This is a genomic window from Paenibacillus tyrphae, from assembly GCF_000722545.1.
In the GTDB taxonomy this organism is placed as follows: Bacteria; Bacillota; Bacilli; order Paenibacillales; family NBRC-103111; genus Paenibacillus_G; species Paenibacillus_G tyrfis.
Genome location: NZ_JNVM01000010.1, coordinates 422,988 through 436,344 on the forward strand (window position 1 = coordinate 422,988; position 13,357 = coordinate 436,344).

A 13,357-nucleotide genomic window follows, 5' to 3' on the forward strand; every position below is an offset into this window, starting at 1 on the left:
CTTTTTGCAAAAGGGGGCGCTCGCGATTGGCATCGGTATTATCGATGGAAAAGCTTGCGAAATACCGGCAGCGGGACGGTGAGGGAAGTGCTGCGTTATTCAGCGGCGTTACAGCCGAGCTGGAGGAAGGCGGGAGGGTCGCGCTGCTAGGCGCTTCCGGCCAGGGCAAAAGCACGCTACTGCGCATCCTCGCGTGGCTGGACGCCGCAGATGAGGGAGAGCTGCGGCTGGGCGGCAAGCCGGCTTCCGCATGGAAGCCGCAGGAGTGGCGGACGAAGGTAGCTTACGTCGCTCAGCAGGCCGTCATGCTGCCGGGAACCGTCGAGGACAATCTGAGCGCGGTCAGCCGCCTGCACCGCCGCCCGTTCGACCGCCCGCTCGCCACCCGCTGCATGGAAGCGCTCGGCCTCGGCGGGATGGCTTGGAGCAAGCCGGCGGGCGAGCTGTCCGGCGGCGAAAAGCAGCGGCTCGCCTTGGTCCGCTCGCTGCTGCTTCGGCCGGATGTTCTGCTGCTCGACGAAGTTACCGCATCCCTGGACCCGCACAGCCGGACGGCGGCCGAGCGGCTGCTGCGGGAATGGAACGAGCGGGAAGGAACCGCGCAGCTGTGGGTCACGCACGATCTGGAGCAGGCCCGCAGCGTCAGCCGACGCGTATGGTTTATGGCCGAGGGAACGCTGCTGGAGAACCGGGAGACGCAGGCCTTTTTTCTTGCCCCGGACACGGAGTCCGGGCGCCGGTTCGCGGCAGCGTTATCTGTTGCGGCCCCCTCCGGAAAGGAGGAGGCGGAATGTCCAACCTGGCGTTAATCAGCACGCTGGTGTTCGTCGTCGTGACCATGCTCGTCTCCGTCTGGCAGAAGCTCGGCCTGGAGAAAGACATAGCGATCGGCACCATCCGATCCGCGGTGCAGCTGCTGCTTGTCGGGTATGTGCTCCAGTTCGTCTTCCATACGGACGATCCCTTGTTTATAGTGCTGATCGTCGGCGTGATGATTGCTGTCGCATCATGGAACGCCGGGCAGCGTGCCAAAGGCATCGCCGGCATCCGGCTGCGCATTGCCGTAGCGATTACGGCCACGGAAGCGATCACGATGACGCTGCTGCTCGGCCTCGGCATCATTCAGCCGACGCCGCAATACATCATCCCGATTAGCGGCATTACGATCGGCAGCGCGATGATCGTTTCGGGCTTGCTGCTGAACCAGATGAAGCGGGAGCTGGAATCCTCCCGCGGCGAGATCGAAGCTTTGCTGGCGCTCGGCGCGACGCTGCGGCAGGCGATTCAGGAGTCGCTCAAGCGCTCGATCAAGTCCAGCATGATCCCGACGATCGACGGGATGAAGACGGTCGGCCTCGTTCAGCTTCCGGGGATGATGACCGGGATGATCGTAGCGGGGGCGAATCCGGTCGAAGCGGTGCGGTATCAGATTTTGATCATGTTTGTGCTTTCCTCCTCGGCGGCGATTACGGGAATGCTGCTGGGATTGATCAGCTATAAGCTGTGGTTTACCCGTGACGGCCGCTTGCGGCCGGGCGGATAGGATGCGCTAAAATACCCTTCAAATCCGCCTGTAAAGTGGAGATGAAGGGTATTTTAATGCGTGGAATCGAGAATTTTAGGACAGCCTCTTGGACTTGTCAAGATTCTTGTTTTTGAATTTTGGACGGATTGTTGATTTTGTACGGTACGGGGTGCCGCGTAAGCTTCTTGGCTATAATCTTTGCCTCAAAGGTAATCGTGTCGCCGATTTCAAGTTCCAGCTTCTTTATCGTGGCGCTGTTGCTGGACCAGGCTTCGCCGATTTCGGTCGCCGGCTCGACGATGGAAACCGCCTCGTAAATAATCACTTCGTCGTCATTGTCGGAGAAATTGTTCGGTACGGTTGTAAATTGTTTTACCGTGGCGGTCATTTTAACTTTTTCTTCCGGAAGCTGCAGCTTCAGCGGTTTTTCTTTCTTGGTCTTCCCCTTTGGCGGCTGTTCTGCGGCCTCTGGCTCTTCGGCCTGAGGCTTCTTAGCCTCGGGGGCTTCAAGCTCCGGGGTTTCCTTTGCAGGAGACACGCTTGATGTTTCGGTTGCCGTAACCGCTGAAACGGCGCTCTCCGGTTCCGCCGATTCTTCTGCACCGACGGCAGACTTTTGCCCATAAGTTGAAGCCTGCATCTCCTTCAGGTAAGACGGGTGGATGCAGTGCAGCCGCTTGTCTTCCAATTCGATGACAGCCGTCATTTTATCGACATAGCCGATCAACCGGCAGGCCAGTACTAGCCCATTTCTTTTGTAGAAAAAGCTTTTGGCTTTGGTCGCTTTCTCCGAAAGCAAATTCCATTCTTTGCATTGCTCAATGAGTGCCGCCTCGTCACTAAAAGCGGTATAAGCCGCAGGCTCGATAAGGAATGGTTGCACCTGATCTTCTCTCCATTTCGTTTATACTGCCGCGTTTGTCGTTCCAACTAGAGTATACAGCATCTGCAAGGGAATATAAATGTATGCCTAAACTGCTTGTTTTTCAGCGGAACCGAGTTAACCCCTTGTTCATTATGCGCGGCTTTGTCGGATCTTGATCTATACATTTCAAAAACGTTGCGTTAAAATGGGAATCAATTTAGCGAATGTTTCACGACTAAGAATAGAAGCGGAGGTTCGTCAGCCTATGAAAGCGCTATTGGCGGGTTTGGGAGTCGCCGGATTCGGCATGTACAAGAAGCTAAGGGAGCACGAGGGGATGGAAGTGGCGGTCGTCGAACCCAATCCGGCGTTGAAAGAGAAGCTCGGCGTGGACGATACGCCTTTTTATACCTCGCTAGAGGAAGCGCTTGCAGCCGAAAAACCGGATATTTTCGTCAATGTGACACCGCCTCATGTGCATACCGCCATCAACAACCGGGTGTTCGATCTCGGGCTGCCGGTGCTGTGCGAGAAGCCCATCGCTTTTGATTACAACGAATCGATTCAGATCGTGGAGCGGTCCGTGAAGGAGCAGATTCCGTTCATGATCGCGGAAAACTACCGCCGCTTCCCGTATATGCGGAAGCTGAAATCGCTGCTCGACGCCGGAACGATCGGCACGGTGTCGACCATCGATGTTCAGTTTTACCGGTACCATCACACGCAGCGCAACTATACCGTCAGCCTGTTGGACGATATCGCGGTGCACCATTTCGATCTGATGCGCTATTTGACCGGGAAGGAGGGCGTCCGGATTTTTGCCCGGAATTTCAATCCAGTCGGCAGCTGGAGCGCGGAGCAGGCGAACATTAACCTGTACGCATTACTGGAGATGGAGGACGGGATCGCGGTAAGCTATACCGGCTCGATTACGTCCCGGGGCGAACAAACCGAATGGGGCGGGAATTGGCGTATCGAAGGGACGACGGGCGTCATCGAAGTGAAAGATAAGGAGCTGCTTGTGTTCAAGGACGGTGCCGTCACCCGCTTCGACGATTACAGCGACGTCGTGGCAACGGATACGCTCACCGAGTTTCTGGATTCGCTGCGCGAAGGCCGGGAAAGCGAGACAAGCGGACGCGATTACCTTCGGACGCAGGGGCTGGTATATTATGCGGCCGAATCGAACGGCGAAGGCCGGGCTCTGAATATTCAGCTGCACGACATATAAAATAGGAGCGAAAATGAGCATAATTCTCTGCAGAGATAGCGGCATGCATAAGGAGGAACTAAGGTGAGAGTCGATGCGCACCAGCATTACTGGAAGCTGGAACGAGGAGATTATAGCTGGATTACGCCGGAGATGAGCGTATTATACCGGGACTACGAGCCGCACGATTTGGAAGCTCCTCTGACGGCGAACCGGATCGACCGGACGATTGTCGTTCAAGCGGCGTCTACGCTGTCGGACACGGACTCTATGCTGGAGCTGGCCGGGCGCTCCGAACGCATTGCTGGGGTCGTCGGCTGGATCGATCTGGAGCGCCCGGATTACCGGGAGCAGTACCGGAATTTCAAGCGGCATCCGGCGTTTGTCGGATTTCGGACCATGATTCAAGAGATGGAGCGGGCGGAAGATATGCTCCGGCCGCACATCGTCGAGGCAATGCGATTTTTTGCTGAGGAAGACTTTCCGGTGGATCTGCTGCTCAAATCGCATCAGCTGCCGGCGGTGCTCAAGCTGCTGGAACAGACGCCGAACCTGCGGGCGGTGATCGACCATATTGCGAAGCCGCAAATCGCCGCAGGCGAATGGGACCCATGGAGAGCTCAATTGGCGGAGGCTGCCGCGTCCAACCCGCGGCTGTACTGCAAACTGTCGGGGATGGTCACGGAAGCCGATCACCGGAATTGGAAGCCGGAGCAGATCGTCCGGTATGTGAGGCATGTGGTGTCCGTTTTTGGCACGGACCGGGTCATGTTCGGCAGCGATTGGCCCGTCTGCCTGCTGGCGGCAAGCTACGATCAGGTCGTGGATCTGCTGGACAGCGCACTTCCCGACGGGCTCGGGGAATCGGAGAGGGAAGCCGTCTTCGGCGGCAACGCCCTTCGATTTTACAAGCTGGAGCATCTATCGGTAAGCGGATCGTAAAAACGCAGGTATAGCATAGAAGAGACACGCGTCCTATGGCGCGGTCTCTTTTTTTCACAAACGGTCCGTTATTCCCCGGCAGCGGGGGATCGCGTTCTTGACGAAAGCTTCGGCGTGGGCTATGCTTCCTTGAAGATGTTTTGATGCGGGAGGACTGCTCGGATGGCACAGTCTTACGAGAACAAGTTGTATATCGGCACGATTTTGCTGGAACGGAACCGGTGGGCGGCGGAGCGCAAGCCGTCCTATGCAGTCAGCGATTGGCAGGAACGGTTTCGCGAAGACGGCTTCGACGGTCTGGAGCTGTGGGAAAATCATGCGATTCTTGCGGACGAACGGGAGCAAGCAGCGTTGGAGGCTTCGGATCGCATAGCGATCGTCAATTCGTATATTGGATTCGAGGATGGCGATGAGGCGGAGAGGAAGCGTGAGGAGGCTGCGGCTCTGGTGAACCGGCTGCGTGCGCCGGCGGTGAAATTCAATCTCGGTGCCGATCCGGCCCAGCTTCCGGTTTACATCGCCAACGTCAAGCGCTGGGTGGAGCTGCTGCCTGCAGATTGCCGAATATTATGCGAGTGTCACCCGGGAACCATCGCGGAGCATCCCGATGCCGCGGCGGAAATGCTGCACCAGTTAGGGAACGGGCCATTCCAAGCGATCGTGCATCCGTTCTACTGCATGGGAGAACTCGAAGATTGGTTCAAAAGGCTGGGGTCCGCGATTACTCATGCACACGTGCAGCTTCGTGACGGGGGCAACCATTTCATCCGCTTAAGCCGTCGGCCGGAGCTCATTAAAGACCGGCTGGCATTGATGAGACGCATGGGCTTTCGCGGCTCGTTTACGCTGGAATTTACCGAGGGAGTCCGCGTGAATGAAGACCGGGAAGCATTGTATGAAGCGGCGCTCGAAGATTTGCAAATTTTGCGTAACATTTGGAGCGGAAATCCGTCTTAAAGATGGAGGGAGAGGCTGGATGCAGATAGCCGGCCCTCGTAAATCCCGACCGCCGTCGGAAGGAAGGAGTGATCTGCAGCTATTTTGCACACGAAGATCAAAGACATAAAGGATAGCGGGGAGGAGAGTACATGGAATTTGCCATTTCCATAGCGCTTTCCACATTAGAGACGGTTACCATATTTGTATTGATATTCGTGCTGTTCCGATATAGGAAATCGTATCGTTTTTGGGCCGTTGCCGGTCTAGGCATTGGTCTTGCCGGCTGGTCTTTATTTATACGGATGGTTTTGTTCCTGCCGACGCTGGATTTGATAGTTCAATTGATTGCCATGTACATATTTTTAAAATTCGTTTACCGCATTCGCTGGTTTTACGCAATGATCATGTTGTTTTTTGCTTACGGGCTTTACCTGCTGCTTCAAGGCATGATTTTGCTGCTAATCATCTATGGTACCGATTACGGGATAAACGATTACAACGATATCACGACGAACCCAATATTAATACTACAGCTGGTATCGTTTCTGCTCGGGCTCGGCATAGCATGGATGGTGAAAAAGAAAAACTGGGGCTTCACCTTCATCTCCTCTCACCGGCTGCGGAAGGAAAGTTGGACCGGGGTCAATCGGAGCATTCTCGGAAGTCTGATCGGTATCGGCATGCTTATTCCTGTCGGGGTGTTCGCCGCAGTGTATGGGTATAATAACGCATATTCCATGATTATGTTTTGTATTTTCTTTTTCTGGATTTATTTGCTTTTGCTTTTTTTTCAAAAAGATTATTCCGAATAAATCGGTTTTATGGATGCGCACCTTATCGTATTTGCGGTAAGGTGCGCTTGTCGATCCCCTCTACATTTGCAGCTGCTCCGAAAGAAACTTGACCAATCCATGCTCCGCATCCTGGGAATATTCCCACACCATGGCGCCGGCCAAATCCTTTTGTTGAATGTATGCAATTTTGGCCTTCAAAGCTTCCTTGTCCTCGTACGAAATGAACGTCTTACCGTCGTACAGATAAGCGGCTTTGGCGTGATCATCGTAGTAACGCTTGAAGCCGTTCTTGCCGATGTACTTCGCTTCAATCGTTTTGTAGCTCAGGTCCACCTTGTCGATGTCGATCGGCTTGCCCTCCGCATATAATCCGTCGCTGTCGCTCTTGACCTCTTCCCAGCCGTAGGAATAAGCCGGAATGCCCATCAGGAGCTTCCGCGGATCGATCCCGCGCTCCAGATACATCGTGATCACGGAGTCTACGCTATGTGTCGTTTTGCTCCCCGCATCGGCGTACAGATTGGAGTTATAGCCCGTCGTTTGCGACCAACGTCCGGTTAAGTCATAGCTCATCACATTGATGAAATCGACATATTTCTCGACCTTCTTGACTTCGACATTATGGAAATACCAATCCTGGGTCCCCGAAGCGAAAGTCAGCAAATATTTTTTTTGTTTCTTATGCGGCAGCCGATTCAGCTTCTCCCGGAGCTCCTTCATGAGATAAGTGAAGTTTTGCGTATCTTCGGGCCGGGACTTCTGCGTGTTCCATGCATCCGAAGCCGGGTACTCCCAGTCGATGTCGATGCCGTCCAAGTCCAGCTCTTTCACCATAGCCACGATATTGTCCGTAAATGGTCCCCGGTTCTCCGCCAGACTCGCGTCCGAGAAGCCGTCGGCCCCATAGCCGCCTACGCCCAGCACAAGATTCGTTTGGCGGTTATTCGCTCGGAGTGTCTTGATATTGTCTTTGATTTCGGCATCGGCGGTAGGGTTCGTGTGGAAATAAAGCCGGTTTTTATCGATCTTCGCAAAAGCGATAAAGCCGATATCGACGCGCGGATTCGACAGGTTGATCCGATCGATGCCACCGCCGCTCGGAACGATATAGACCGAAGTGATTTTATGATCGCTTGTTTGCTGCTGGACATAGAAGTATATCCCCATTCCTGCGAGCAGCAGGGCGATAAAGAGCTTGGTGTAGATGCTGATTTTCATGTGCATTAGCCTCTTCCGCCGAATAGTAAGCGCGTCACGAATTTATTGAGATTCAGTAGTTTTACGACGATGTAGCTGATGACGAACACCATGCCCAGATTGAGCAGCAGCGTGAAGACGGTTTCCGGGGCGGAGCCTTCGCTTTCCACCCTGCGCGAAATGGTCAGCTCGACTAAAAGATGGATCAAATAAATGCTGAAGCTCGCCTTCGCTATGGAACCGATCAGCCTCTGAATTTTGTAATTCAGCTTTTCGCCCAAAACAGAATTCTTCTCTTGAAAGTAGAGAAACAGCCCGACCGCCATGAAAAAGGTCGTTATCGAATAATTGCCGTAGAACATTTCGTCCAGGACCCCGCTATAGAAGGAGGCAAAATAAGTCGCAACCGGCGTCACGAAAAAAGATAGGACTCCGATGTTAAACAGCAGCGACTTCACCTTCGCAGGCAGCTCGTAATGGAAGAGATAGTAGCCGAGGATGAAATAACCGAGATATCCCATAAACAAAGGGATGTTCAGGATCGGGATATAGATGCTTTCGGAGGCGACCCGGAACACCAAGTCCGTAATGAAACGGTAGACGATGCTTATCGCGAACCATAGGGTTAAATAATACCGCAGTTCCTTTTCCGAGCAAGCTTTGACGAGCCGGCTAACCAAGGGCACCGTGACATAGATGGCGATGATCGCATACAGGAACCACAGGTGTATGTAATTGCGGTCGACGATGAGCCGATAGACGAAATCGGTAAAAAACTGAAGGATCGCCAAGTTGCTCTTGAGAATAAAGTATTGGTTGTAGGCATCGTAGATGAGCGACCAGCTTACAAGCGGGATGGCCAGCGGTAAGATGCGCTTTTTATAAAATTCCCTGTACGAGGTGACCTTGGTACGCAAAATCATGGCCCCGCTAATCATGAAAAAGACGGGAACCGCGAATCGGGCGACCGAATTCAGCACATTGCTGATCCACCAGGATATCGTATTGAAATCATTCGTCCGGGTCAGCAAATCCGCAGTGATATGCAGGATGATTACGGCGAGAATGGAGATGATCCGCAGCATGTCGATGTAGATGATGCGGTTGTTTTTCATTAGATTGTCCATAACATCCTCCTACCGAGTCCGTCGTCAATGAATTGCAGGGGGTCAGCTAATGGAAGCGACGCCTTTCCGCTCCACGTATCCCCAGCCTTCGTCGTTATCGAAATATTTGAGCGTTCCGATAATATTGATATACAGCAGGACGTTCCTATACGTCAGCAGTTCCGCCTGACTGAACAGGAACATGCGGATGTAATCTTTCATCGTGTAGGTGCTTCCGAATTTTTTGCATAGGTAAAAGGCGATGATCATCTGCACCGCATTAACTGCGACCGTAATGGCGAAAAGGATCAGCGCATGCCCCAAGTTTTGACGGCTTATCAGCAATTGAACGATATAGATCAAACTGGTGAACGCCGTAATCGTGCCGAGAACAAATCCGTCGATGGCGAAAAACAGACTGACGCCCTGGCTAAAGCGATGCGAGAGCTTGGACCAATAAAGGAGGATGCAGTCGATGAACGCTTTTTGCCAACGAATCCGCTGCTTGTAGAAATTGGCCATATTTTCCGGACATTCGGTATAGCAGACCGCTTCCGGCGCGTAGACGAGCTTTTTGGCCAACCGGTTGGCTTTCATATATTCGTGAATCTTTAAGGTAATATCGATATCTTCGCCGACCGTGCTGCGAAAGCCATTCACCTTGACTAGAATATCCTTGTAAAACGCGCCGAACGCGCCGGAGATGACGACGATGGAATTAAAGACGGATTGCGTCAGCTTCCGGACGTAGAAGCCGTGGATATAGTTGATGGTTTGGCTCTTGATGATTCCTTTTCCCGTAAATTTCTCAACGATGACGCCGTCCTTTTTCTCCGCGCCCTGAACGATCTTCACCGTGCCGCCCAAGGCGATCACTTCAGGATCATGGAAATATTGACTCACGTACCGAAGGGAACGGGCTTCAAGCATGCTGTCGGCATCGAGCGTAATCACGATGTCGGACACGGCGTAATCAATGCCCGCGTTCAGCGAATCGGCTTTGCCGCCGTTATGCTTGTCGATAACGAAAATATGAGGGTACCTCGCCGATTGATAGAAGCCTTTGACCGGCTTGTAGATAAGCTGTCCGCCGGGCTCCCGGTACCGGGACTCCAGAACTAACAGCTCATGCAGCTTCGACAGCGTATCGTCCTTGGAGCCGTCGTTGACGATAATCACCTCGTGATTGCGGTAGCTCAAGCCATTCATCGCATCGATGCAATTTTTGATCGTAAGCTCTTCGTTGTAGGCGGGAACCAACACCGAAATGGACTTCTCGGGCAGGCTTTCGTCGAGCTTCTTCACCCTGCCGAACAGCAAGGGAATAACCGTGTACAACAGCTGAAAGACAAGGAACACGACCGTTGTGACATATAAAACGTACTGCATCTCCTACTCCCTCTACTTTCTTCTTTATCTCTGTTTTGCGGTGAAACGGCTGCCTGCGCGGCTTAGGACCGGGTTTATCCTGTAAAACTTAGTCCTTTTTAACTATCATAGTAGACGAACCAATTCGTGTAAAACTGCTACAAATTTCAATAAAACGAATACATTGCTATTTTTCTGCGGGAATCTCCTAATACATCCATTTTCTTCATGGTTCATACTCACAAGATTTGTTAGGTTTGGGTTGTTTTTTCCTGAGCTTTTGGGGGAGTTTGCTTGGAAATCTTGTTGCAGGAGGCACAGAACATGACTGGTGGGAAACGAACGAGCGAGCTGCTGCCGTAAAAGGGAGAGAGCGGATGCGAAACTGAAGCGGTCAGCACCGGAGAGGTCGAGTTGTGCTATGTGGACGGCTTCTGCATGCGTCTTTGTTTGGCCCATCATGCATAGCCGCCATCCTTCAGAAGGATACTTTACCTATCGCTGCCTGAAGCGAAGGAGGTGTGGCATGAAAAAGTTGCTGCTTTCGTTATGGATCGTTCTTCTATGCGCGTTGTCCGCCCCGGCGAGCGCGCAGGAGGGGAGTCTGCCGGTTCCTTATAGCCAGGAAGATATCGATATGCTTGGCGGTCCCCAGGGCCGTTACCAAACGGAGGCTTACCGCTCGGGACGAGGAGGCTATTCCAGCGGCCGAAGGGGATATACGCCGTCGCCCGGCGTAAGGACGCCCGTAGGCAACGTCCGGACAACCCCCGCGACTCCGGCACCGGGAATGGCCCCACCTCCTGCCCGGGGCGGATTGGGCGGCATCTTCGGAGGCTTTGCGGCCGGCGCGCTTCTCGGCAGCATCCTGAACCCGTTCGGCTTGTTCGGAGGAGGGGGCGCGCCGGTACATGGGGGGTTCTCGATTCTCGGTATCCTTATTTGGGGCGTGGTCTTGTTCTTGTTGTACCGCTTGTGGAAAGGGTTCCGAAAGTCCTCATAGATCGAGCGCAAAAGCGAGCTGCACCGGCTTATCGTCTTCGGGGCTTTCCGCTTGAGTCGGCTTGGTTCCGATCTCAGGCAGGTATGCGGGAATGCCAACCCGTTCAAGAAGCCGGGCAAGCTGCGAGCGGATCTGCTCCCGGTACGCTTTGGGGGCGGCCGGGGAATGTCCGTACCAATCGGCATACGAGCCGACCAAGTGGGGATACGCTTCCCGGAGCGTCCCGAAAAACCACGATTTCACTTCGGCCGTGTTCAAGCGGAGTACCGATCCCATGACGAAGCACGCTTTGGCTTCGGCGGCTTGCTCTGCGACCTGCTCCATTTCTTCCTGCCGGTCGGTCAGGAAGGGGAGAATCGGAGCCATAAAAATTCCGGCTTCGATGCCTTCCTGCCTTAGCCCTTGAAGCGCTTTGATCCGCTGGGCCGGAGCGGGAGACATCGGCTCAAAGCTGCGCCAAATGCGCTTATCGAGCGTATTCAGGCTGATGTTGACCGAGCTTCCAGGCAGCTTGCGGAGCAGATCGATATCGCGCAAAATCAAGGGAGAGCGCGTCGTTATGCTGACCGGCAGCCGGTAGGCGGCCAGCACTTCGAGACATTGGCGTGTGAGCTTCAAGCGGCCCTCGAGCGGCTGATAAGGGTCCGTAGCGGTGCCGATCGCGATTCGGCCCAGCCTGCTTCGTCCGCCCTTGGCGCGCAGCATGCGTTCGACTTGCGCTTGCAGCGCTTCCGGCGCATTGTCTTTGTACAGGATATGATGCTGAAACGTATCATCGGCTTCCATTCCGAGAAAGGCATGGGTCGAACGGGCATAGCAGAAGCTGCAGCCGTGCTGGCAGCCGCGGTACGGATTGATCGACCAATCGAACGGCATGGACGGGGCTTTAACGGGATTCAGCAGTTGCTTGGCACGAACAGGCTCGTACCGGGTATGCAGCGGCAAGGCGAACACCTCCATAATTAACAATTACACGAATGTATGTTCTGTTTATTAGGTTAAAGTATACACGGGAACAAATGTTCCTGCAACTGGGAAACAAAGGAGGAACTGCGATGGCAAGAAGACGCAGTCGCACGCCGGTCGTGCCCGGAGCGAATCAGGCGCTGGACCGGCTGAAGTCGGAGGTTATGCGCCGGGAAGGCTATGCCGTCGATCCGAACCGCCCGGATCTGGTGAAATACGAGGTGGCCAAGACGCTCGGTATTCCGCTGAGCCCCGGAAATAACGGCCAGCTCTCGACCGAACAAGCGGGCAAGATCGGCGGGCCAATCGGCGGAAGCATGGTGCGCGAGATGATTCGGCTCGCCCAAGAACAGTTGGCTAAACGCTGACCCGCAGAACAACCTCATGAAAACCAAGCTCCATCCGAAAGGGCCGGTCTGCAGACCGAGCTCTTTTTTGTCGTTCTGAAAATTAGGCGGATTTCGGAGAAGAGGTCCGGTGCGGTAACGTATCTTCAATTTTCACAAGATTGTCGAATGATATCGAAATATATTGAAACGAGTAAAAAGGAATTTGCAGAAACAAGCGGAATTTGCCGTATTTATCGGATTTCAACAACGAAATTAACCCGGGTTCATGTCGGATTTTGTTGTCGGATTATGTCCCTTTTGTGACTAGTGATTTTTTTCACAGTGTATTTCTTCCATCGCGGTTACAATGAAGGCAATCCCAATACGAGGAGGATTGTTTCAATGAGTACGATAACGGAAGCCAGCGTTCAAAGCGCGCGTCCGACCCGGTTTATGGACGCGGTGGACCGTCTCAAGGAAGAGCACGACGCCTTAAAAGTCCGGCTGTCCGCGGTGCAAGCCAAGGCTCAATCTGTCGGAAAGATGAAAACTGTTCCGGAAGCGATGGCGCTTCTCCAGCAGCTGCGGGAGGAAATTACGGATTTCCGCACCGAATTGGACCGGCATGCGACCTGGGAGGAGCGGGAGCTGTTCCCTTTACTTTGCAGTTATTTCAATAAATATTCCGGTCCGTCCATGATGCCGTCCTTCTGGGTGATGGAAAAAGATCATGAGCTTGCGGAAACGTTCATCGATTCTTTTATCGAATCGGTGGATCGGCTGTCCTTGCCGAGCCGGGAAGCCATCCGGGAAACGAGCTCGCATCTGATTCAGGCTTGCCTCATTCTGAACGAGCACTTGAATCTGGAGGAAGACGTCGTCTATCCGATGGCGGAACAGATTCTTGACGATATCGATAGTTTATTTTCTTAATATAAAGCTTTGAGTCAGGCCAAAGGAAGGAGGATGCCGATGAATCTTATCACCTGTGAGCAATGCGGCAAGACGAAGGGCGATGGCCCGAAAGGCACTTCATGGATTTGCAACGACTGCCGCGTTGTTCCACAACCAAATTCTGGACGAATAAGCCCGGAACCATCTATACTATTGTTA

At 53.5% G+C, this 13,357-nt stretch carries 15 protein-coding genes; 9 read left to right on the top strand and 6 right to left on the bottom strand.

Translation table 11 applies throughout. From position 1 onward, the window contains the following. Positions 1–26: 26 nt before the first annotated feature. Complete coding sequence (locus tag ET33_RS14330) at positions 27–809, top strand: ABC transporter ATP-binding protein (protein ID WP_036682283.1); 783 nt, start codon at positions 27–29, stop codon at positions 807–809. After that, entirely contained in the window at positions 791–1,543 is a 753-nt protein-coding gene (locus ET33_RS14335) for an ABC transporter permease (RefSeq protein ID WP_036682285.1), read from the top strand. Before ET33_RS14330 ends, ET33_RS14335 begins: the two co-directional genes overlap by 19 nt. A gap of 97 nt (positions 1,544–1,640) precedes the next feature. Here the strand turns inward: ET33_RS14335 and ET33_RS14340 are convergent, their stop codons facing one another. Next, complete coding sequence (locus ET33_RS14340; protein WP_036682287.1) at positions 1,641–2,408, bottom strand: hypothetical protein; 768 nt, start codon at positions 2,406–2,408, stop codon at positions 1,641–1,643. Positions 2,409–2,655: 247 nt separating this feature from the next. On the opposite strand from ET33_RS14340, the gene ET33_RS14345 reads away from it, so the two are divergent. The 4 genes from ET33_RS14345 (at position 2,656) to ET33_RS14360 (ending at position 6,293) form a co-directional block, all read left to right on the top strand. Beyond that, positions 2,656–3,621: a Gfo/Idh/MocA family protein gene (locus tag ET33_RS14345; protein ID WP_036682289.1), complete on the top strand. Its 966-nt coding sequence runs from the start codon at positions 2,656–2,658 to the stop codon at positions 3,619–3,621. Between the two features lie 63 nt (positions 3,622–3,684). After that, the gene (locus ET33_RS14350; protein WP_036682292.1) at positions 3,685–4,542 is read left to right on the top strand and encodes an amidohydrolase family protein; all 858 of its coding nucleotides are present in this window, start codon (positions 3,685–3,687) and stop codon (positions 4,540–4,542) included. Positions 4,543–4,704: 162 nt separating this feature from the next. After that, positions 4,705–5,499 (top strand): sugar phosphate isomerase/epimerase family protein, encoded by a 795-nt coding sequence (locus ET33_RS14355; protein WP_036682295.1) that lies wholly within the window; start codon positions 4,705–4,707, stop codon positions 5,497–5,499. Positions 5,500–5,630: 131 nt separating this feature from the next. Beyond that, the gene (locus ET33_RS14360; RefSeq protein WP_036682297.1) at positions 5,631–6,293 is read left to right on the top strand and encodes a hypothetical protein; all 663 of its coding nucleotides are present in this window, start codon (positions 5,631–5,633) and stop codon (positions 6,291–6,293) included. A gap of 60 nt (positions 6,294–6,353) precedes the next feature. Here the strand turns inward: ET33_RS14360 and ET33_RS14365 are convergent, their stop codons facing one another. The 4 genes from ET33_RS14365 to ET33_RS14380 form a co-directional block, all read right to left on the bottom strand. Continuing rightward, a complete protein-coding gene (locus ET33_RS14365) occupies positions 6,354–7,493 on the bottom strand; it encodes a glycoside hydrolase family 18 protein (protein WP_036682299.1) in 1,140 nt (379 codons plus the stop codon). Positions 7,494–7,498: 5 nt separating this feature from the next. Then, positions 7,499–8,599, bottom strand: coding sequence for an acyltransferase (locus ET33_RS14370; RefSeq protein WP_036682301.1), 1,101 nt, complete (start codon positions 8,597–8,599; stop codon positions 7,499–7,501). Between the two features lie 42 nt (positions 8,600–8,641). Then, positions 8,642–9,967 carry a glycosyltransferase family 2 protein gene (locus tag ET33_RS14375; RefSeq protein WP_036682304.1) on the bottom strand — a complete coding sequence of 442 codons (1,326 nt, stop codon included), beginning with the start codon at positions 9,965–9,967 and terminating at the stop codon, positions 8,642–8,644. A gap of 105 nt (positions 9,968–10,072) precedes the next feature. After that, positions 10,073–10,408, bottom strand: a complete 336-nt coding sequence (locus tag ET33_RS14380) for a hypothetical protein (protein ID WP_036682306.1) — start codon at positions 10,406–10,408, stop codon at positions 10,073–10,075. Between the two features lie 64 nt (positions 10,409–10,472). On the opposite strand from ET33_RS14380, the gene ET33_RS14385 reads away from it, so the two are divergent. Beyond that, complete coding sequence (locus ET33_RS14385; protein ID WP_051775333.1) at positions 10,473–10,949, top strand: hypothetical protein; 477 nt, start codon at positions 10,473–10,475, stop codon at positions 10,947–10,949. Here ET33_RS14385 and ET33_RS14390 read toward each other — a convergent pair. Next, positions 10,944–11,894 (bottom strand): SPL family radical SAM protein, encoded by a 951-nt coding sequence (locus ET33_RS14390; protein WP_200879209.1) that lies wholly within the window; start codon positions 11,892–11,894, stop codon positions 10,944–10,946. The two genes, ET33_RS14385 and ET33_RS14390, sit on opposite strands and share 6 nt — an antisense overlap. 110 nt (positions 11,895–12,004) lie before the next feature. Between ET33_RS14390 and ET33_RS14395 the strand changes: the two genes are divergently transcribed. Both ET33_RS14395 and ET33_RS14400 read left to right on the top strand, forming a co-directional pair. Next, on the top strand, positions 12,005–12,283 hold the full coding sequence (locus tag ET33_RS14395; protein WP_036682308.1) for an alpha/beta-type small acid-soluble spore protein: 279 nt from the start codon (positions 12,005–12,007) through the stop codon (positions 12,281–12,283). A gap of 363 nt (positions 12,284–12,646) precedes the next feature. Next, positions 12,647–13,177, top strand: a complete 531-nt coding sequence (locus ET33_RS14400; protein WP_051775334.1) for a hemerythrin domain-containing protein — start codon at positions 12,647–12,649, stop codon at positions 13,175–13,177. Positions 13,178–13,357: the final 180 nt, after the last annotated feature.